Genomic DNA, 20,104 nt, shown 5'->3' on the forward strand with positions numbered 1-20,104 from the left:
GCGCTCCCTAATGTCCGAGATAGGCTTCGATGACGGCGAGGTTTTTCCGCACCTCATCCGGCCGTCCCATCGCCAGCACCTTGCCTTCCGCCATCACCATCACCCGCGAGCACAGCGACATCACGAATTCCATGTTGTGCTCGATCACGACGAAGGTGGCGTTCTTCTCGCGGTTGATCGCAACCAGGCGGTCCTTGAGGTCCGCCAGCATCGACGGGTTGACGCCGCCGGCTGGCTCGTCGAGCAGCACCAGGCGCGGTCCGCCCATGAAGGCCATGGCGGCATCGAGCAGTTTTTGCTGGCCATAGGAGAGGCCGCCGGCCGGCTCGTCCGCGAGATGGTCGAGCTTGAAGAAGCCGATCATCTGGTTGGCGGCGTCGCTCAGCCCGGCATCGGAGCGGCCGACGAGGCGCGAGGCCATGTTGCCCTGGTGCTCCTGTCCGGCCAGAATCAGGTTCTCCCGCACCGAGAGCTTTGGAAAAACCTGCAGGAGCTGGAAGGTGCGGCTGACCCCCAACTTGTTGAGTTCGGAGGGCCGCAGGCCCGTCACCACCTTGCCGTCCAGCCTGACCTCGCCGCCTGACGGCGTGAGCTGGCCGAGGATGCAGTTGAACAGCGTCGACTTGCCGCAGCCGTTCGGTCCGATCAGGCCGAGGATCTCGCCCTCGCGCACGTCGAAGCTGACGCCATCGACGGCGCTGATGCCGCCAAAGTTTTTCTTGATATTGGTAACCTCGAGGACTGCGCTCATTGCACCGTCTCCAGGCGTGACTTTGCGACGGCGCGCAGCGCGGACGCCGCCTTGGTCCGTCGCGCCGCCATCGCGCGATCGAGGATTCCCAGGATGCCGGTCGGCGACCAGATCAAGAGCAGCATCACCGCAACCGCATAGAGCATGAGATAATAGCCTTCGGTGAAGCGCAGCCATTCCGGCAGCAGCACGGCAATCATCGCGCCCAGGAACGGACCGAAATAGAAGCCGGCCCCGCCGACGATCACCATCATCAGCAGGTCGAGCGAGAGCGACAGGTTGAACGGCACGGGATCGATATATTGCGTCAGCGGCGCATAGAGTGCGCCGGCGACGCCGCCGAGCGCCGAGCCGATCGCAAAGGCCATCAGCGTGTAGCGCCGGGTGTCGACGCCGAGCGATTGCGCACGCAGCGGATTCTCGCGCAGCGCCATGAAGGCGCGGCCCCAGGGCGAGCGGATCAGCCACCACACGGCAAGCGACACGATCGCGAGCGAGCCGAGGCAGACATAATAGAAGGGCAGCGGCTTGTTGGTCGCTAGCCCGAAGACGTGCGGGCGCGGGATGTTGGAGATGCCGTAGATGCCGCCGGTGAGCCAGCTCTCGTTGCGGAACACCAGGAAGGCGAGAGTGGAGAAGGCGAGGGTAACGAAGGCGAGGTAGTGGTGCTGCACGCGCAGCGCGGGATAACCCAGCACCCAGCCGACCGCAAAGCTCAAGGCGATCGCGACCAGAATCGCGGCCGGCAGCGGCCAGCCATGGGTGGTCATGATCGCCGCCGCATAAGCGCCGATGCCGACGAAGGCGCCCTGCGCCAGCGAGACCTGGCCGGCATAGCCGAGCGTAAGGTTGAGCCCCATCGCGGCGATGCTCATCACCGCCCATTGGCTCAGGATGAACAGACCGTAACGGTTGAAGTTCATGGGGACAATGATCAGCGCGGCGATGGCGATGAGGCCGAGCGCAATCTTCAGGGGTTTGCCAAAGCTGATCATACCGTGCGCTCCTCGGCGCGGCCGAGCAAGCCCTGCGGCCGGAACAGGATGACGGCGATCAGGAAGATCATCGGAACGGCGGCGCGATACTGCGTCGAGACATAGGCGGCCGCGAGATTGTCGAGCACGCCAATCAAAAGACCGCCGGCGATTGCGCCGCGCACCTGGTTGAAGCCGCCGACGATCGCGGCGATGAATGCCGCCTGGCCCAGCACCTCGCCGGAGGAGAATTTGGCGAGATAGATCGGCGTGATCAGCAGTGAGGCTAGCGCCACCAGGAAGGCGTTGATCAGGAAGGTCAGCAGGATCATGCGCTCGACCGGCACGCCGATGATCCGCGCCACCGTCGGGTTCTGCGCCGCCGCCTGCATCTGGTGGCCGAGCGAGGTGCGGTTGAGCAGTGCGGTCAAGCCGAAGACGGCAAGGATGGCGACGACGAGGACGCCGATGCTTTGCAGCGACATCGCATGGCCAAGGATGGAGATATCGCCGGTCGGCGCGATCGACGGGAAGGGCGAGGCCTCGGCGCTGAAGAACTGCTTGACGGATTCCTTGATGCCGATGGCCAGCGCCATGGTCGCGATCGCCAGCGGCAGCACGCCGTGGCGCATCATCGGATCGACCAGCAGCAGCTTGAAGGCGAGACCGAGCAAGATCATCGAGAGCAGGATGCCGAGGATGATCGCGAGCCAGAACGGGGCGCCGGCATGCATCGCCGCCAGCATCAGGAACGCCGGCAGCATCACGAACTCGCCCTGGGCGAAATTGATGGTCTGCGAAGTCTGCCACAGCAGCGTGAAGCCGACCGCGACCAGCGCATAGATCGCGCCGGTGGCAAGTCCCGCGACCAGAAGATCGAACAGACTGGACATTTTCCCCTCTCGCCGTTCTGCCTTCCCGTTCGTCACGTTTGCGGGCAGAGGCGTAGGCGGCCTACGGCCGCCGTTCTTAAGAACGCCGATGCGAAGCATCGGCTACGGTGAGGGCGAGCCTTCGCGAGGGCGGTAATAGTTGGACCCGCGGAAGCTCCCCCTCACCCGGAATTTGCTGCGCAAATTCCGGTCTCTCCCCGCAAGCGGAGAGAGACGAACCTCACTTCACTTTCGGCAGCACCTGCTTCACGACCTGCTTGCCTTCGACCACCTCGACCAGGAAGCTCTGACGGTCGATGTCTCCGGTGTCGCTGAAGGTGACGTCCATCAAAATGCCCGGCTCGTCGGCGGCCTTGATGGTCAGGCCATGCAGCGTGTCGGCAAACTTCTTCGAGTCGACCTTGCCCATCTTCTCGGTGGTGGCCTTGACCATGTAGACGGCGAGATAGCCCTTCAGGCCGTTATGATCAGGCACGTAATTGTACTTCTTGGAAAATTTCTCGCGGAACGCCTTGATCAGATCGACCGGGGCATCGGTGGTGAGGCCGACATGGCCGCGCGCGCCCTTGGCGGCATCGCCAGCGAGCTCGATCACCTTCTGGCCGATCAGCGTGGTCTCGCCCATCAGCGGTGCGGTGACGCCCTGCCGCTTCAGTTCTTTCAGGATGCGCGCGCTCTCTTCCTCATTGAGATAAACGAACACGGCATCGGGATTGGCAGCCTTGATCTTGCCGACGTCGGCGGCGAAATCGGCCTGGCCCGCTTCGGTGGAGAGATCGGCAACCACCTTGGAGCCGAGCCGGTCGAGCTCCTTGACGACGACGTCGCGGCCGCCGCGGCCGAAGTCGTTGTTGACCCAGACCACCGCAACCGTCTTCGCCTTCATCTCGTCGTGGATGTATTTGGCGACCTTCGGCATCGAGGATTGCTGGCCGAACGAGGTGCGGAACAGGAACTTGTTGCCCGCCTGCGTCAGCTCTGCGGCTTCGCCGCCCATGATCTGCGCGATACCGGCTTCGGCCGCGAGCGGCGCGGTGACCTTCACCGAGCCGGAATAGCCGGGACCGAGCAGCACATAGGGCTCGGCGTCGAGCGCCTTCTGCACCTGGGCGCGGGCGACGCCGGGGTTGGACTGCGAGTCGGCGTGGGTGACCTCCAGCTTGCGGCCGAGCACGCCGCCCTTGGCGTTGATCTCCTCGATCGCGAGGTCGATGCCGTTCTTCCAGTTGGTGCCGACGGTGGCGCCGCCGCCGGAGAGCTCGGCGACGTCGGCGAGCTTGATCGCCTGGCCAAGGGCGCTCGTTGCCGTCATGGCGGTGAGCAGCGCGCCCACCAATAGCGTTGATTTCATCGTCCTCTCCTCCCGTTTCAAATCTTGCAAGCGGCCTTGTGCCCGGCCGCTTCGTCTCAAGCTGCCTGATAGGCGGCGGTGCGCGCAGCCATCACGGCATCAAAAGCCTCTCCCATGATCTCGGTCGATGGAGCAAGGCCGGTGAACAGTTCAAAGGCGTCGGCGGCCTGATAGATCGCAAGCTCCCGCCCGGTCATGATCAGAGCGCCTTTCTGTCGCGCTGCGGCAAGCAGCGGCGTGATCAGCGGCGAATAGACGGCATCGGCGACCCACAGGTCTGCCCTGAGCAGCGCCGCCGGCACCGGGGTGTCTCGGTTCGGCAGCATGCCGACCGGCGTGCCATTGACGAGACCGGTTGCACCATCGAGTGCGTCCTCGACGTTTCCGGCCACCCTCGCGCGGCCCTGCCTGGCAAGCAGCGAGGCGAGTTTCTCGGCGCGCGCCGGCTCGCTGTCGAAGATGCGGATATCGGTCACCTCCAGGCCCGCCAGCGCAAACGCGATCGCCTTGCCGACGCCGCCTGCGCCGATCACGGCAACGGAGTTGGCTGATGGCGCCAGCAGCGGGGCCACCGCACGCGCAAAGCCTGTAGTGTCGGTGTTGTGGCCGGTCAGCTGGCCGTCCCTGACGACGACGGTGTTGACCGCGCCCATGGCGGCAGCGTCCGGCGCCAGCGCATCGAGCAGTGGGACCACCGCTTCCTTATAAGGATAGGTCACATTGACGCCGGCAAAGCCGAGCCGGCGCACGCCTTCGAGCATCATGCGGAGCCCGGCCGCATCGGCACCGGCCACTTCGATGAGCTGGTAGTGGCCGCGCAGGCCGAGCGCCTCGGCGGCGCGCTCATGCATGGCGGGGGACGCGGAATGCGCGATCGGCGCGCCGATCAGGCCGGTGAGAAGCTTCCTGCTGGCGGCGTGTTCGCGCTTCGACATGGTTCGCTATCGTCTCGTTGGGAGCGTCCGGGCCCGGCCATTAGCGGGGAAATCCGCGCAATTCCAGCCGCGACGATAGCCTTTCCCCTGCCTAACACAATTACCCTTTTATCCGGTAAACCTAACATAATGTTATTTCTTCCGCCCGCGTGCCGAAACGGCCTTGCCGTTGCCGCGGGACGGCTCGACCGCGCGCATCTCGGCGCGCAGGGCATCGATGAAATACTCGGCATGGAGCGACAGCGGCGCGCCGCGCTTCACCGCGATATAGGTGTCGAACCGCGTCGGCTCGGTGATCTTCAAGAGCTCGATTCCGGGATAGCCGCCATGGGCCACCGTGAACTGGTCGATGATGGCGATGCCGAGCCCCGCCTTGACCAGGGCGCAGACCGTGGTGCCGAAGCGCGCGCGGATGGTGATGTTGTAGTCGAGCCGGTTGCGCGCAAAGATCTCGGCCATGATCCGTCCGTAAGGGTCGTTCGGATCGATCCCGATCAGCGGATAGCGGGTGATCTCGGCGGCAGAGACCTGCTTGCGGCCGGCGAGCTCATGTCCCGGCGGCACGATGCAATAGAGCTCGCCCGAGGCGAGCGGCATGAGGTCGAGCCCTGAATGTTCCAGTCGGTAGCTCATCGCCACGCACTCGCCGCGGCCGAGCATCAGATAATCGATGGCTTCCTCGAGCTTGAGGATGTTGATGTCGATGCCGAGGTCCGGATAGCGGCGGCGGACGCGCTCGATCGCGCGCGGCACCATCACCTGCGAGATGCTCGGCACCGAGCCGATGCGCAGCTCCGACAATCCGCCGCGGCCGATCTTGGAGATGATCTCGGAGAGGTCGTCGACCTTCTTGTAGACGCCGTTGATCTGCTCGAAGATGTTCTCGGCTTCCGGCGTCGGGAAATAGCGCCCGTTCTGGCGCTGGAAGAAGCGGATGCCGAGCGAGCGCTCGGTGTATTTGACGAGGCGGCTGATCCCCGGTGCCGAGACGTTGAGCAGCTTCGCCGCGCCGCCGATGGTGCCCGTCACCATCACGGCACGTATCACTTCAACCTGGCGCAGCGTCATCATGTCCGGGCGTCCGAAGGATGATCGTGATCTCGATCATCTCACGAGAGCCGAGATGTCATCCAGCGGCAAGTGTCTGTCAACATGGGCGGAGGAGGCAAGTTGCTCTCGGGTCCTTAGGCTTCCCGCTCGGGAGGGGAGACGGCAACAGTCGGATCGTTTCGACGGAAATCAGCGCGTTCAAATGGAAGCGGGGCGCGTGAAGCTGCAACTGCGTTGGCTAACCCGCCGGGCCCTCGGGCAAGAGGCTGTTCGCCAGCTCGGCGCGCTCGCTTTGCAGCACCTCGCGCGCGAACTCGATGATCTTTTGCTTGTTTGCCGTTTGGCGGACGGCGAAAAACACGCGGTTCAATTCCAGGCCGAGCACGCTGTTGAGAGCGATGTCCTCGTCTTCCATCGTGGTTTTCCCGCTTCGTACGCTTCAGGTGTATCGTGACGTCATTTCTGCCACAAGTAGATTAAGTCTTCGGAGCGGATGAGCACCGGTAAACTACGGCCACGGCGACCTGAGGCAGCTCCCCAATGCGTGCTATACGGCGGGGCGAGAGTCAGGAAACGCACTGATGTCCGCCGTAGACTATGGTCGGGAGGCGCTCGACTTCATCGAAGGCTTGGAAGCCTATACCAAAGTTCCGGACGCCATGGACGCGCTTGCGACCGCGTTCAGCCGATACGGTTTCGAACATATCATCGTAACGGGCTTGCCGAATCCCGATCAGCGCTTTTCCCAGATGGTGCTCGCCAAGAAATGGCCGGCGGAGTGGTTCAACCTCTATGTCCAAAAGAGTTACGACCGTGTCGACCCCGTGATCCGCAAATGCCGGCAGACGGTGAATCCTTTCGAGTGGTCTGAGGCGCCGTATGATCCGGAGCTGGAGCCGGGTGCGGTGGAGGTGATGCGGCGCGCCGCCGATTTCCGCATGTCGCGCGGCTTCGTCGTGCCGATCCACGGCTTGACCGGCTATGAGGCCGGCGTCTCGCTCGGTGGCGTCCACCTCGATCTCAATGCGCGCAGCAAGCCGGCGCTGCACCTGATCGGGATGTACGGCTTCGATCACATTCGCCGTCTGCTCGATCCGGCGCCGCATCCGTCGATGCGCCTGACCCCGCGCGAGCGCGAGGTGATTGCCTGGGCGTCGCAAGGCAAGTCCGCCTGGGAGATCGGCGAGATCCTGCACATCACGCAACGCACTGCGGAAGAGCATCTTGCAACTGCCGCGCGCAAGCTCGGCGCCGTCAACCGGACGCATGCGGTCGCGATCGCGATCCGCCACAGAATCATCAATCCCTGAAATCCTCGCCTACTGGGAAATTTCCCAATAGTCGACTTTGCCTTTTTCGCTGAGGCTCCCTTCATTTCGAGCCAGGGGGAGTGCATGATTCATGTGATTTCTGCCGCCAATCGGCACCTCAACGAGGACGTTCTCGAACAGTATTTTCGGGTCCGTCACGAGATTTTTGTCGAGGAGCGGAAATGGGAGTCGCTACGCAAGCCCGACGGCCGCGAGATCGATAGCTACGACAATGACGATGCGGTCTACCTGCTGGCTCTCGAAAACCGCCGGGTGCTCGGCAGCTTCCGCCTGTATCCCACCGCCAGACCGACAATGATGAGCGAAGTCTTCCCGCATCTCGCGGCCGTGCGCGGATGCCCGTCGGACCCGCTGGTCTGGGAGTGGTCGCGCTTCTTCGTGTCACGGGAGCGCCGCGACGGCGCCTTCAATCTGCAATTGATGGCGGCTGCGCAGGAGTTCTGTCTCGATCAGGGCATCGAGCGTCTCTGTCTCGTCATGGAGACGTGGTGGTTGCCGCGCTTCAACGACATCGGATTCATCGTGACACCGCTGGGATTGCCGGCGCGGATGGAAAATTCCTGGACCATGGCTGCAACGATCGAGGTCAGTCAGGGGTCGCTCGATATCGTGCGCGACCGTATCGGAATGACGAGCATCGTCCAGCAGGACGGTCCGCGGATCGACTGTATTGCCCGTGCTAACCTCCGCGGCGTCGCTGCCGCGCAACGAAAGAGCGCTTGAGATGTCGAACATGATGCGGGACAGCCAGATCATGGCGCAGATCGAGGACGAGAATCTCGGTTACATGTCCGACATGGCGCTCGAGCTCGCGCAGATGGCGGACGATGCCGGACTGACGACGCTGGCCTATCTGTTCAGGATGGCAGCGCTGGAGGCCTCGACGGTGAATAGCGTGCTCGCTGAACCGGACGACCTTCCCCACCAGATGACGTCGCACTAGACGCATCTCTCGCTAAAGCTTCAACGACATTCCACCCTCCCTCGGCTTGCCTGGGGGAGGGTGACCGTTTGGGTGCGGCAGGTTGCCCCATACCGCGCGGCAATCTTCTTGCATTGCAAAGCAGGTGTCGGCCGCGTGGCGCCGGGATGCAACAAAGTGCATGTTTGGTGTCAAATCGCACTTGCCTCGGAACGATACTGCCATTACCCATTTTTCGGCCTTGAACAGGCAGGGGGAGCTCTTTCACTGATGGCGACCGTGTTCGAACATCGGCGTGACACTGCGTGCGCCTGAAAGAGTCTTGATGCTGCTCGTCGTCGAACAGTTCTTGAACGGATTGCAGTTCGGCCTGCTGCTGTTCCTGCTCGCCGCCGGCCTGACGCTGGTGTTCGGGATCATGGATCTCGTCAACCTCGCGCACGGCTCGCTCTACATGATGGGCGCCTATTTCGCCGCGACCTTCGCCGCGTGGACCGGCAGCTTCCTGCTCGGTGCGCTGATGGCGCTTGGCGCAACCCTCGTGCTCGGCATCGTGCTCGAGATGACTGCGCTGCGGCATCTCTACGGGCGAGACCATCTCGACCACGTGCTCGCGACCTTCGGCCTGATTCTGTTCTTCAACGAAGCCGTGCGGCTGATCTGGGGCCCGGCCGGCCTGGCGTTGCCGCTGCCGGCCTGGCTCACCGTGCCGGTCCCGATCCTGCCCGGCATTCATTATCCCGCCTATCGCCTCGCCATCATCGCGGTCGCGCTGCTGGTCGCGCTTTTGCTCTATCTCGGCGTGATGCGCACCCGCATCGGCATGCTGATCCGGGCCGGGGCCTCCAACCGCGAGATGATCGGCGCGCTCGGCATCAACATCAAGCTGCTCTACACGCTGGTTTTTGGCTTAGGTGCCGCGCTCGCAGGCCTTGCCGGTCTGATGCAGGCGCCGATCCTCACCGTGCAGATCGGCATGGGCGAGAACATCCTGATCCTCGCCTTCGTCATCATCGTGATCGGCGGCATTGGCTCGATCCGCGGCGCGTTCCTGGCCGCAATCTTCGTCGGCATGATCGACACGCTCGGCCGCGCTTTCCTGCCGAACCTGCTCCGGCAGGTGCTGAGCGGCGCCGCGGCCTCCACTGCCGCGCCCGCGCTGTCGTCCATGCTGATCTATCTCCTAATGGCGATCGTGCTGGTGGTGCGGCCGGAGGGGCTGTTTCCGGCCAATCGTCGATGAAGGCTTTCAGTGTGAGCAAAGCCGTGACGGCCCTGATGCTGGCGGGCCTCGTGCTGCTGCCGCTCTATTCGCACCTGACCGGCAACATCTTCATCCTGACGCTGTTCACCCGTATCATCATCTTGGCGCTGGCGGCGGCGAGCCTCAATCTCATCATGGGCTTCGGCGGCATGATGAGTTTTGGTCACGCTGCCTATCTCGGCATCGGCGGCTACGCAGTCGGGATGCTCGCGCAGGAGGGCGTCGGAAGCGGCTTCATCCAGTTTCCCGTCGCGCTTGCGGCCTCCGCGACTTACGCGCTGGTGATCGGCGCGCTCTCTTTGCGCACGCGCGGCGTCTATTTCATCATGATCACGCTGGCCTTCGCGCAGATGGCCTATTACGTCGCCTCGGGCCTGGCGCGCTACGGCGGCGACGACGGTCTCACCGTTTACAAGCGCAGCGACTTCTCCGGACTGATCAATCTCGGCGACCGCATGCAGTTCTATTATCTCTGCCTCGCCTGCCTGCTCGGTGTCATTTTCCTGATCTGGCGCATCGTCAATTCGCGCTTCGGCCTCGTCGTGCAGGGCCTGCGCTCCAACGAGCAGCGCATGCAGGCGATCGGCTTCGCCGCCAAGCGCTACCAGCTCGTCTGCTTCGTCATATCAGGCACCATGTGCGGCCTTGCCGGCGCGCTGCTCGCCAATAACACCGATTTCGTCAGTCCCGCCGTGATGTACTGGACCCGCTCCGGCGATCTCATGGTGATGGTGATCCTGGGGGGCATGGGCACGCTGTTCGGTCCGATCATGGGCGCGGTGGTGTTCCTGCTGCTGGAAGAGTTCTTGTCGCAGATCACCGAATATTGGGCGCTGATCATGGGCCCGCTCTTGCTGCTCATCGTCCTGTTCGGCCGCGGCGGCATCATGGGCGCGCTCGGGAGGGCTGGCCGTGGCTGAACCCCTGCTCCGCGTCGAAAAGCTGGTGCGCCGCTTCGGCGGCATCATCGCGACCGACAACGTCTCGCTCGAGGTCGCTAGCGGCGAGTTGCACGCCATTATCGGCCCGAACGGTGCCGGCAAGACCACGCTGATCAGCCAGCTCACGGGGCACCTCGAACCGCATTCCGGCAGCGTGTCGCTGGCGGGGCGGGACATCACCTATCTGCCGGCCTATCGCCGCTGCGCGCTGGGCCTCGCCCGTTCGTTCCAGATCACCTCGCTGCTGCTCGACTTCACCGCCGCCGATAATGTCGCCCTGGCAGCCCAAGCGCATGCCGGTACGTCGTTCCGCTTCTTCGCCAATGCGCGCAAGGAGAAGGGCCTGCGCGATGCCGCCCATGCAGCGCTCGATCGCGTCGGCCTGTTGCACCGCGCCGATGTCGTGGTGTCCAGGCTCAGCCATGGCGAGCGGCGCGAGCTCGAGCTCGCGGTTGCGCTCGCGAGCAAGCCGAAGCTCCTGCTGCTCGACGAGCCGATGGCAGGTCTCGGCGTCACCGAATCGCAGCGCATGGTGAAGTTGCTCCAGGAGCTGCGCAAAGAGGTCTCGATCGTGCTCGTCGAGCACGACATGCCCGCGGTGTTCGCGCTCGCCGACCGGATTTCGGTGCTGGTTTATGGCCGCGTCATCGCCTCCGGCGATCCGGCCGCGATCCGCCAGAACGAGGACGTCAAGCGCGCCTATCTCGGCGATCAGCATGTGGTGACGCATCATGGCTGACACGCTGCTGGACGTCGAGGGCATCGAGACCTGCTACGGCCTGTCCCAGGTGCTGTTCGGCCTGTCGCTGTCGATCAAACCGGGCGAGATGGTCTCGCTGATGGGCCGCAACGGCATGGGCAAGACCACCACCATCCGCTCCATCATGGGCCTGACGCCGGCGCGCGCAGGCAGCATCCGTTTCGCGGGCGTCGAGGTGCGGCAGCTTCCGTCATACCGGATCGCCCAGCTCGGCGTCGGCATCGTGCCGGAGGGACGTCAGATCTTCCCGAACCTCACCGTGCGCGAAAATCTCGTAGCCGCCGCCGCCGATCGTTTCGCTAGCCCCAATCCCTGGACGCTGGCCGCGATCTACGTGCTGTTTCCGCGCCTCGCCGAGCGTGCCTCCAACATGGGCAACCAGCTCTCCGGCGGAGAGCAGCAGATGCTCGCCATCGGGCGCGCACTGATGACCAACCCGAAGCTTCTGATTCTGGATGAAGCGACCGAAGGCCTCGCGCCGCTGATTCGCGAAGAGATCTGGAACTGCCTGTCGCTGCTCAAGAGCCGCGGACAGTCGATCCTGGTGGTCGACAAGAATGTCGATCACCTCGCCCGCATCTGCGACCGCCACTCCATCATCGAGCGCGGCAAGACGGTCTGGAGCGGCACCTCCGACGAGCTGATGGCCGCGCCGGACCTTCAGCATAAATATTTAGGAATCTGAGGCCCCTAAGGAGCGCGACGTCCGCCCCAACTTCGCCCTTGCGAGCGCAGCGAGCAATCCAGGATCCTCGGCGGCAGTCTGGATTGCTTCGCTTCGCTGGCAATGGCGGTCGTGAGAGCTTGCCCTCACCAATAAATCCCGTGGCGATGCAGTTCGCGGATCACGCGCGCTTCGACGGAGGGCTGGCGTCGCTTCGCCTTGCTGCTGCCGGTCGTGCTGCTCGCGGGCGTGGCAGTCGACTGCGCGGCCGTTGCGGCGGTTGCAGCAGGTGGCGGCGTGGGCGTCGTCGTTGTGGCCTGAACGGCCGCGGGCCCTGCCGGGGCCTGGGTCGACTGCGGCGCGGCCGTCGCGGCGGGCTGCTCGGCCTGGCTCGCATCGGTTGCGGCGAGGCTCAGGCTTCGCGGGCCAGCAGCAAAGGCTTCTGTTGCAACCAGCAACAGGGCCGCGATCAGAATCAGCTTGCGCATGTAAGTGCCCATTTGGCCAATGCGTGTTACCTATTCGGTCCGATAGGGAAGTTAACGCGCTAGCCGATGCGTCCCGATCTCAATCAGCGTGGTCCGGCAGGAGAGGTGATAGATCAGGCTGAATAATTGGTCCCACATGATCGAACTCCGTTGTTCATCACGGCTAATCTAGACCCGGCGTCTTTCCGCCGGTTTTCGAGGGATGGGGAAAATGGCTTCGTCGGATGGCAGTCAGATGTCGTCGGAACAGGTGGGACGAAGTCGCCTCACGGAGGCGTGAGCTCCTCGATTAAAACATCTCGAAATATTCGCGGTGCTCCCAGTCGGTTACCTCAGACAGGAAGCGATCGATCTCGGCGTTCTTGATGTGGGTGTAATAGTCGGCGAACTCAGGCCCAAGCTTTTCGCGGAAGAACGGATCGTCCTTCAGCGCAGCGACGGCGTCGCGCAGCGATTTCGGCAAGAGCGGCGCCTTGGTCTCGTAGGGTGTGTCCGCCGACGGGCCTGGATCGAGCTTGCGGTCGACACCGTCGAGGCCGGAGAGAATCTGTGAGGCCATGTAGAGATAGGGATTGGCGGCGGGCTCGCCGATGCGATTCTCCAGGCGCGTCGCAGCATCGCCGGGCGTGCCGAGCACGCGGATCATCACGCCGCGATTGTCGCGGCCCCAGATCGCGCGGTCCGGTGCCAGCGAATAGGAGCGGTAGCGCTTGTAACCGTTGATGGTCGGCGTGGTGAACACGGTGGAGGCGCGGGCGTGGTCGAGCAGGCCGGCGAGGTACGCCTGGCCGAACGCGCTGAGCGGCTCGCTGTCCTTTGCCGTTTCCTTGGCCATGAACAGGTTCTCGCCATTTCCGCGCGAGACGATCGATTGGTGCAAGTGCCAGCCGCTCGCGAACACGTTCGGCAGTTTCGGCCGGCACATGAAGGTGGCGTGATAGCCATGCCGGCGCGCGATCTGCTTTATGGCAGAGCGGAACAGCACCATGTTGTCGGCGGGCTCCAGCCCCTTCTTCGGCGCGAAGGTGAACTCACACTGGCTGGGGCCGAACTCGACCTCGACCGAGCGCAAGGGCAAGCCGAGCGCGACGATGTCACGCCGCAAAATCTCCAGCACCGGTTCCATCTGGTCGAAGCGCTGCTCGGTGAGATATTGATAGCCGTGGCTGAGCAGGCTGACCGAGGGCGGCGTGCCGGGCTGGCCGGCGTCCTCGGGCCGCATATGCGCGTCGTCGAGCTTGAAGACGTGGAATTCGACCTCGAGCCCGGCGACGAAATCATGGCCGCGGCTTGCGAGGTCATCGAGAACCTTGCGATACAGCGCCCGCGTTGCGAACGGCACGGCGCGGCCATCGTTGAAATAGAGATCGCACAGCACCCAGCCTGTGGCGGGCGCCCACGGCAGCACGCGAAAAGTGCTGGGATCGGCGACCATCAGCACGTCGGCTGCGCCCTCCATCTCCTTCATGCCGAAGCCGCCGCCGGAGGTGAACACCGGAAACACCGTGCGATGCGAGGTGTCCTTGGCAAGCATCGTCGTGGTGATGGAGCAGCCGCTCTCCAGCGAGGCGAGAGCTTCAGCGGCGATGATGGTCTTTCCCCGCAAGATGCCGTGCTGGTCCGGGAAGGCGAGGCGGATGATCTCGAGGTTCTTTTCCTCGACGATGCGGCGCATGCGCGCCGCCGCGTCCCTCTGCTCATCCGACCACAGCGCATGGCGCGCGACGAAAGTCACTTTGCTACTCCTGAAGCCGTAAGGCGCGAGGCCGCTGCAACATACCCCGTCATTGCGAGCGCAGCGAAGCAATCCAGGGTCTTTCCGGAGAGGCAGTCTGGATTGCTTCGCTGCGCTCGCAATGACGAAGGAGGGCCCTGCATTCCGCGCTACTCCGCCGCCGTCAGCCGGTGCACGTTGTCGGCGATGTCCTTCGGCACCGGCGCGGTCCATGGCGCGTCGCGGCGGCGCTTGACGTCGACCTCCATCCAGTAGGTCTCCCAGCCCCGCGTCGGACCAATGCCGTCCATGGTCGCCGGTCCCTGGATGCTGCGCGCGTTGGCCTCGTCCAGGAACAGCATCGGCTTCTCGCCGCCCGACACCTTCTCGATCTCCTGCCGCAGCAGGCGGCGATATTGCACGATCGCCTTGTCGCTCTGACCGAGATGCTCCTTGGTGCGGTCCTGGATCGCGCCCATCGATTCCACCGCCCACTGGTCGTGGACGTTGATGTCGGTGCCCATGCCGGTGTAGGTCGCGGTCTGCTGTTCGTGCGGATCGAAGCCGTAATCGTTGCTGCGGTTCTTGCGCGATTTGTAGTCGGGCAACTCATAGAGCTCGAGCCGCTGCTCGCGCATCTTCGCCTTGTCCACCGGGTTCGTGTAGCTGGTGAAGATCGCGTACCAATAGCAGTTCTCGTCATCGAGCGGCACGTGCCACTGCGTGATCGTCATCTCCGTGCTCATGGGGATGACGAAGCCGTGTGGGAAGAGCTGATTGGTGACGCGCACATGGGTGCGCTCCTCGTCGATCTCGCGCAGCGCGATCAGCCTGAGGCCGTATTCGGTATGCTCGACATTGATGATTGGACGGTCGTATTCGCGCAGGATCTTCGTCATCGGCAAGTCAGAGCCGGCGGAGGCACCGCGGAATTGCTTGCCGTAGGCGGTCGAGGTGTCCTCGTCCTCGAAGAAGCGGTGCAGATAGGAGGCGTGCGCGGGATCGATGCCGACCTCCAGCGCCTGGAGCCAGTTGCAGGCCATGTGGCCCTTGAAGGCGAACGTGTGCGTGCCGGGCGCAACAAAGCAGTCGAGCTCCGGGAAGGCCGGCGGCGCACCTTCGCCGAGATAAGCCCAGAGGATGCCGCTCTTCTCGACGACGGGATAAGAGCGCTGGCGAATGTTCTGACAGAGCTTGGAATCCTTCGGCTCGGCCGGCGTCTCGATGCACTGGCCGGTGGCGTCGAACAGCCAGCCATGGAAGGCGCAGCGCAGGCCGCTATGTTCGAGCCGACCAAAGGCGAGGTCGGCGCCGCGATGCGCGCAATGGCGGTCGATCAGGCCGTACCGTCCGGTCTCGTCGCGAAACAGCACCAGGCTCTCGCCGAGCAGTTTTACGGGACGGATCGGCCGCGCACCCTCTAGCTCGTCCACCAGCGCCGCCGGCTGCCAGTAACTCCGCATCAGTCTGCCGCAGGGGTCCTTGGGCCCGGTGCGGGTGATCAGGTCGTTCTGCTCCTGGCTCATCATGGCGCGTACATCCTTGTGCAGGGAGTTTGTTCGCCTATTGAACGAATGGGCGAATTATGACATGCCTTGGCGCGGCAGCAAGCACTATTTTGCAGGATCATCTGAAGCCATGCCCAAGGTAAAGCGGAGCGAGAGCGAGGAGCGCGCGACGGATTTCGTCGAGAGCCTTGATCGCGGTTTACGGCTGCTCCAGTGCTTCGGCACTACAGCCGGCCCGATGACGCTGAGCGATCTTGCCCGCGCCGCCGATCTGCCCCGCGCCACCGCGCGGCGCATGCTGTTCACGCTTCAGCGCGGCGGCTTCGCTTCCGGTGACGGAAAGCTGTTCTCGCTGACGCCTCATGTGCTGACGCTGGCAGCGTCCTATCTGCGCTCGAACCAGCTCGTCGTGGTCCTTCAGCCGGTCCTTGATCGCATCGCGACCGCCGCGCAGGAGATCTCGTCGCTCGCGGTGCTCGATGGCGATGACGTCGTATTCATCGCGCGCGGAAGCCCTGCGCGCGTTTTCTCCGGCGGTCTCGAGATCGGCTACCGCCTTCCGGCCTTCTGCACCTCTGTCGGTCGCGCAATGCTCGGCCAGTTCGATGACGCCGATCTTGCAGCGCGACTGAAGACCATGAAGCGCGAGGCGCTGACGCCGCAGACGGAGGTTGATTCAAAAGCGCTGCTAGCGCGCATCACTGCCGACCGCGCGCAGGGCTATTCACTGGTCGACCGCGAGGCGGAGCCGCATTTCCGCTCGATCTCGGTTCCCGTCCGGCGCTATGACGGCGTGATCGTCGCCGCCATCAACATGGGGGCTCACGTCGACCGCGTGCCGGCACAGGAGCTGCTCGACCGTTTCCTGCCGCTGTTGCGCGAGGGCGCGGAATTGGTGCGCTCGCAGCTTCTGTAGCTGCATTCCCGTCGCCTCGAAACCGGTGCTATAATGAGGGCAAGCACAAGAGAACAGGGAGGACGCCATGCACCATACCATGGTTCCCAGCGATCGCGTGGAGCACGTCGCCGTGTACGGACGCGACGGGACGAAGCTCGGCACGATCGAGCGACTGATGCTGGACAAGATGAGCGGAATGGTCGCCTATGCCGTGATCAAGACTGGCGGGCTGCTCGGCACCCGTCACCATTACCCTCTCCAGTGGAGCGCGCTGAAATACGATCCAAGCCGGCAGGCGTTCCAGACCGAGTTGACGCTGGACGAGCTCAGCAGCGGCCCATGCGAGTTCGACGACGATGCGTTCGACTGGGGCGACCGCTCGCGGTCCTACCCGCATCCGCATTACTGGTCGGTCTAGCCGCGTCGCAGCTCGTGTGGGCGGGCTAAAGGTCGGCAGCACCACGCCCGATCAATTCCGGTTGCGCATCCAGTCGGCGAGACCGGACAGCGCCTTGGCGAGGTCCTGCCGCGCGTTCGTGTCACTGACCGTCTCCTCCAGCGCGCCGCGCATGCAGGCCATCCATGCGTCGCGCTCGGCATCACCGATCGCAAAGCCGATGTGGCGCTGGCGCAGCCGCGGATGGCCTTTCTCGACGGAGTAGAGCCGCGGGCCGCCGGTCCATTCGGTCAGATAGCGCTTCAGCACGTCCCTGATCAGACCGAGGTCGGCCGCATGCATCGCGCGGATGACTTTCGCTTCCGGCAGCGTGTCCATGCGCTCGTAGAAGCGATCGACCAGCCGCTCGATCGTGGCACTGCCGCCGATCCGCTCGAACATGGAGATTGCGACGTCGCTATCGGTCATCGGTCTTCGCTTGCTGTTGGGCTGGGATATAGTGAAATTGGAGGGTGTAGATGCAGCGAGGAAGGGATTCTACAGCGCGAGGCTGCGCAGGCCGAAGCTGCGCGCTTCGTTCTGCAGCACCGGGCGGACCGCGTCGATCAGCCGTGCGGCCGCGGCATCGACGGACAGGCCCGCGGTGTCCACCACCGCGGTGGCGCGCGAATACAGCGGTTCGCGGCTGAGCAGGATGTTGCGCAGCTCGGCCATCGCCGAGCGATCGTCCGCCATCGGACGCAGATCGCCCTGGCGGCGGACGCGGGCCATGTGATCCTCCGGCTCGGCCTTCAGCCAGATCGTATAGAACGACGACAGGATCTGGTCGAAGGTCAGGGGCTCGGAGACGATGCCGCCGCCGGTCGCCAGCACCATCAGCTCGTTGCGCGCGAGCAGCTGCTGCAGCGCCGCCTGCTCCATGCGGCGAAAGCCTTCCTGGCCGTACAGCGCAATGATCTCGGCGACCGAGAGCCCGTTCTGCTGCTCGACCTCCTTGTTGAGCTCGACAAAACTCCAGCCGATCTTCTTCGCCAGCATCCGACCAAGTGTGGATTTGCCGGCGCCGCGTAGGCCGATCAGCGCAATGCCGCAGAACGGCGCGCGCCGCGGTGCAGACGCGCTGCCGCCGGCGAGCAGATCCTTGGCCTGTGCAATCTGCGCCGGTGTCGCCTTGCGCAGGAGATCGCGGAACATCTGCCAGTCTGGCGTTGGATCGGCGCTAGGAAGCAGGTCTTCGAGATGTGCACCCATCGCGTCGGAGACGCGTCGGAGCAGCACGATCGAGACATTGCCCTTGCCGCTCTCGAGTTGCGCGATGTAGCGCTCCGAAATCCCTGATACTTTGGCGAGCACTTTGCGCGACATGCCGCGCAGCGCGCGCATGGTGCGCACGCGCTGGCCGAGCTGTTCGAGAAATCGGGATTCGGCGTCGGGACTTTCGATCATGAGTCTTCTTTAGCGGATGTCCTGCGGCGCATTTTAATGAAACATAATGCCTGCTGGCATTGACAGCAAGCCGCCACAGTGTCTTTCTATGAATTATAATTCTAAATTGGGGAGACGTCCGTGAGCGAGGGATCCTACAACGCGGTGACCTGGCTGCTCGACCGTAACGTCGAAGAGGGCAGGGGAGGCAAGCCTGTCTTCGACGACACCGTCTCGCGGCTCACCTATGGCGAACTGCAGCACCAGACGCGCCGCGCCGCCAACATGCTGCGCCGGCTCGGCATCCGTCGCGAGGAGCGCGTGGCGATGATCATGTTGGATACGGTCGACTTCCCGATCGTGTTCCTCGGCGCGATCCGCGCCGGCATCGTGCCGGTGCCGCTCAACACGCTGCTGACCGCGGACCAATACGCCTACATTCTCGCCGATTGCCGCGCCCGCGTGCTGTTCGTGTCTGAGGCGCTCTATCCCGTCATCAAGGACGTCGTCGGCCGCATGCCCAATCTCGAGCACGTTGTGGTCTCCGGCGACAAGCAGAATGGCCACAGGCAGCTCGCCGAGGAGCTCGCGGGCGAGAGCGACCAGTTCACCACGGCGGCGACGCATCCGGACGAGCCGGCGTTCTGGCTCTATTCGTCGGGCTCCACCGGCATGCCCAAGGGCGTGCGCCATCTGCATTCGAACTTGCAGGCGACCGCGGATACCTACGCCAAGCAGGTGCTCGGCATCCGCGAGAGCGACGTCTGCCTGTCCGCCGCAAAGCTGTTCTTCGCCTATGGCCTCGGCAATGCGCTGACCTTCCCGATGTCGGTCGGCGCCAGCGTGATCCTGAACAGCGAGCGGCCGACGCCGGCACGCATGTTCGACCTGATGAACCGCTACAATCCTTCGATCTTCTACGGCGTGCCGACGCTGTTCGCGGCCATGCTCAACGATGAGTCGATGAAGAACGAGCGCGGCGGCAAGGCGTTGCGCATCTGCACCTCGGCCGGCGAGGCGCTGCCGGAATCCGTTGGTCGTAGCTGGAAGGCGCGCTTCGGCGTCGACATTATTGACGGTGTCGGCTCGACCGAGTTGCTCCACATCTTCCTGTCGAACGCGCCCGGCGACATCAAGTACGGCTCCTCCGGCAAGCCGGTGCCGGGCTATGCAGTGCGGCTCGTCAACGAGGCCGGCGAGGACGTCGCCGATGGCGAGATCGGCGAGCTCCTGGTCGATGCGCCCTCCGCTGGCGAGGGTTACTGGAATCAACGCCATAAGAGCCGCCGCACTTTTGAAGGCCCGTGGACCCGCACCGGCGACAAATATGTCAGGGATGCCGACGGCCGCTATACCTTCTGCGGCCGTGCCGACGACATGTTCAAGGTCTCCGGCATCTGGGTCTCCCCCTTCGAGGTCGAGAGCGCACTGATCACACACCCCGCCGTGCTGGAAGCCGCTGTCGTGCCCGAGGCCGATCCGGAAGGGCTGTTGAAGCCAAAAGCCTTCGTCGTGCTGCGTCCGGGTGCGAAGACGACGGACTTGCAGGAGATGCTGAAGGAGCACGTCAAGCAGAAGATCGGCCCGTGGAAATATCCGCGCTGGATCGACGTGGTGGATTCGCTGCCGAAGACGGCGACCGGGAAGATTCAGCGGTTCAAGTTGCGGGAGGGGGCGAATTGAGCGGGCCTATGCGACGTGCGACTCGCGCGCGCGGCAAACTCCGCTGCGCTCCCTCCCCCCTTGTGGGGGGAGGGCGGGGGAGAGGGGTAGCCAAGCAATCGGTCATTGTCGTCGCGCAACGATGTTCTTCGTCACACCGGGAGTTCCCGTGTGGC

22 protein-coding genes are annotated in these 20,104 nt (G+C 64.0%); 10 read left to right on the forward strand and 12 right to left on the reverse strand.

The features are described from left to right. Positions 1-7 precede the first annotated feature (7 nt). From IVA92_RS06605 to IVA92_RS06635, 7 genes are all read right to left on the reverse strand, one after another. Entirely contained in the window at positions 8-751 is a 744-nt protein-coding gene (locus IVA92_RS06605; RefSeq protein WP_247281867.1) for an ABC transporter ATP-binding protein, read from the reverse strand. Then, positions 748-1,746: a branched-chain amino acid ABC transporter permease gene (locus IVA92_RS06610; RefSeq protein ID WP_247281866.1), complete on the reverse strand. Its 999-nt coding sequence runs from the start codon at positions 1,744-1,746 to the stop codon at positions 748-750. The genes IVA92_RS06605 and IVA92_RS06610 overlap by 4 nt, the downstream gene beginning before the upstream one ends. Beyond that, the gene (locus IVA92_RS06615; protein ID WP_247281865.1) at positions 1,743-2,618 is read right to left on the reverse strand and encodes a branched-chain amino acid ABC transporter permease; all 876 of its coding nucleotides are present in this window, start codon (positions 2,616-2,618) and stop codon (positions 1,743-1,745) included. Before IVA92_RS06615 ends, IVA92_RS06610 begins: the two co-directional genes overlap by 4 nt. Positions 2,619-2,838: 220 nt before the next feature. Next, positions 2,839-3,969, reverse strand: a complete 1,131-nt coding sequence (locus IVA92_RS06620) for an ABC transporter substrate-binding protein (RefSeq protein ID WP_247281864.1) — start codon at positions 3,967-3,969, stop codon at positions 2,839-2,841. Between the two features lie 56 nt (positions 3,970-4,025). Continuing rightward, positions 4,026-4,904 carry a shikimate dehydrogenase gene (locus tag IVA92_RS06625; RefSeq protein ID WP_247281863.1) on the reverse strand — a complete coding sequence of 293 codons (879 nt, stop codon included), beginning with the start codon at positions 4,902-4,904 and terminating at the stop codon, positions 4,026-4,028. Between the two features lie 132 nt (positions 4,905-5,036). Beyond that, the gene (locus IVA92_RS06630) at positions 5,037-5,975 is read right to left on the reverse strand and encodes a LysR family transcriptional regulator (RefSeq protein ID WP_247281862.1); all 939 of its coding nucleotides are present in this window, start codon (positions 5,973-5,975) and stop codon (positions 5,037-5,039) included. A 217-nt stretch (positions 5,976-6,192) separates the two neighbouring features. Beyond that, positions 6,193-6,369, reverse strand: a complete 177-nt coding sequence (locus IVA92_RS06635) for a hypothetical protein (protein WP_247281861.1) — start codon at positions 6,367-6,369, stop codon at positions 6,193-6,195. A gap of 166 nt (positions 6,370-6,535) precedes the next feature. Here IVA92_RS06635 and IVA92_RS06640 point away from each other — a divergent pair, with 166 nt between their 5' ends. From IVA92_RS06640 to IVA92_RS06670, 7 genes are all read left to right on the forward strand, one after another. Beyond that, positions 6,536-7,264: a LuxR family transcriptional regulator gene (locus IVA92_RS06640; RefSeq protein WP_247281860.1), complete on the forward strand. Its 729-nt coding sequence runs from the start codon at positions 6,536-6,538 to the stop codon at positions 7,262-7,264. 84 nt (positions 7,265-7,348) lie between these two features. Next, on the forward strand, positions 7,349-8,008 hold the full coding sequence (locus IVA92_RS06645) for an acyl-homoserine-lactone synthase (protein WP_247281859.1): 660 nt from the start codon (positions 7,349-7,351) through the stop codon (positions 8,006-8,008). Between the two features lies 1 nt (position 8,009). Then, on the forward strand, positions 8,010-8,228 hold the full coding sequence (locus IVA92_RS06650; RefSeq protein ID WP_247281858.1) for a hypothetical protein: 219 nt from the start codon (positions 8,010-8,012) through the stop codon (positions 8,226-8,228). Between the two features lie 304 nt (positions 8,229-8,532). After that, positions 8,533-9,450, forward strand: coding sequence for a branched-chain amino acid ABC transporter permease (locus IVA92_RS06655; RefSeq protein WP_247281857.1), 918 nt, complete (start codon positions 8,533-8,535; stop codon positions 9,448-9,450). Then, the gene (locus tag IVA92_RS06660; RefSeq protein WP_247281856.1) at positions 9,447-10,391 is read left to right on the forward strand and encodes a branched-chain amino acid ABC transporter permease; all 945 of its coding nucleotides are present in this window, start codon (positions 9,447-9,449) and stop codon (positions 10,389-10,391) included. The genes IVA92_RS06655 and IVA92_RS06660 overlap by 4 nt, the downstream gene beginning before the upstream one ends. Next, positions 10,384-11,151 carry an ABC transporter ATP-binding protein gene (locus IVA92_RS06665; protein WP_247281855.1) on the forward strand — a complete coding sequence of 256 codons (768 nt, stop codon included), beginning with the start codon at positions 10,384-10,386 and terminating at the stop codon, positions 11,149-11,151. Before IVA92_RS06660 ends, IVA92_RS06665 begins: the two co-directional genes overlap by 8 nt. Then, on the forward strand, positions 11,144-11,857 hold the full coding sequence (locus IVA92_RS06670; protein ID WP_247281854.1) for an ABC transporter ATP-binding protein: 714 nt from the start codon (positions 11,144-11,146) through the stop codon (positions 11,855-11,857). The genes IVA92_RS06665 and IVA92_RS06670 overlap by 8 nt, the downstream gene beginning before the upstream one ends. A 125-nt stretch (positions 11,858-11,982) precedes the next feature. Here the strand turns inward: IVA92_RS06670 and IVA92_RS06675 are convergent, their stop codons facing one another. The 3 genes from IVA92_RS06675 to IVA92_RS06685 form a co-directional block, all read right to left on the reverse strand. Continuing rightward, positions 11,983-12,324 carry a hypothetical protein gene (locus IVA92_RS06675; protein ID WP_247281853.1) on the reverse strand — a complete coding sequence of 114 codons (342 nt, stop codon included), beginning with the start codon at positions 12,322-12,324 and terminating at the stop codon, positions 11,983-11,985. 289 nt (positions 12,325-12,613) lie between these two features. After that, positions 12,614-14,059, reverse strand: coding sequence for a glutamine synthetase family protein (locus IVA92_RS06680; protein ID WP_247281852.1), 1,446 nt, complete (start codon positions 14,057-14,059; stop codon positions 12,614-12,616). A 149-nt stretch (positions 14,060-14,208) separates the two neighbouring features. Then, positions 14,209-15,567: an aromatic ring-hydroxylating dioxygenase subunit alpha gene (locus IVA92_RS06685; RefSeq protein WP_247281851.1), complete on the reverse strand. Its 1,359-nt coding sequence runs from the start codon at positions 15,565-15,567 to the stop codon at positions 14,209-14,211. A gap of 109 nt (positions 15,568-15,676) precedes the next feature. Here IVA92_RS06685 and IVA92_RS06690 point away from each other — a divergent pair, with 109 nt between their 5' ends. Both IVA92_RS06690 and IVA92_RS06695 read left to right on the forward strand, forming a co-directional pair. Continuing rightward, complete coding sequence (locus tag IVA92_RS06690; protein ID WP_247281850.1) at positions 15,677-16,462, forward strand: IclR family transcriptional regulator C-terminal domain-containing protein; 786 nt, start codon at positions 15,677-15,679, stop codon at positions 16,460-16,462. Between the two features lie 67 nt (positions 16,463-16,529). Further along, positions 16,530-16,862, forward strand: a complete 333-nt coding sequence (locus IVA92_RS06695) for a PRC-barrel domain-containing protein (protein ID WP_247281849.1) — start codon at positions 16,530-16,532, stop codon at positions 16,860-16,862. 51 nt (positions 16,863-16,913) lie between these two features. Here IVA92_RS06695 and IVA92_RS06700 read toward each other — a convergent pair whose 3' ends face one another. Together IVA92_RS06700 and IVA92_RS06705 are read right to left on the reverse strand one after the other, a co-directional pair. After that, a complete protein-coding gene (locus IVA92_RS06700; protein WP_247281848.1) occupies positions 16,914-17,309 on the reverse strand; it encodes a group II truncated hemoglobin in 396 nt (131 codons plus the stop codon). 69 nt (positions 17,310-17,378) lie between these two features. Next, positions 17,379-18,287 carry a helix-turn-helix transcriptional regulator gene (locus tag IVA92_RS06705; protein WP_247281847.1) on the reverse strand — a complete coding sequence of 303 codons (909 nt, stop codon included), beginning with the start codon at positions 18,285-18,287 and terminating at the stop codon, positions 17,379-17,381. Positions 18,288-18,407: 120 nt separating this feature from the next. Here IVA92_RS06705 and IVA92_RS06710 point away from each other — a divergent pair, with 120 nt between their 5' ends. Then, positions 18,408-19,949 carry a benzoate-CoA ligase family protein gene (locus tag IVA92_RS06710; protein WP_247281846.1) on the forward strand — a complete coding sequence of 514 codons (1,542 nt, stop codon included), beginning with the start codon at positions 18,408-18,410 and terminating at the stop codon, positions 19,947-19,949. Positions 19,950-20,104 lie beyond the last annotated feature (155 nt).

The sequence above is a fragment of the Bradyrhizobium sp. 154 genome, from assembly GCF_023073875.1.
Taxonomy (GTDB): Bacteria; Pseudomonadota; Alphaproteobacteria; order Rhizobiales; family Xanthobacteraceae; genus Bradyrhizobium.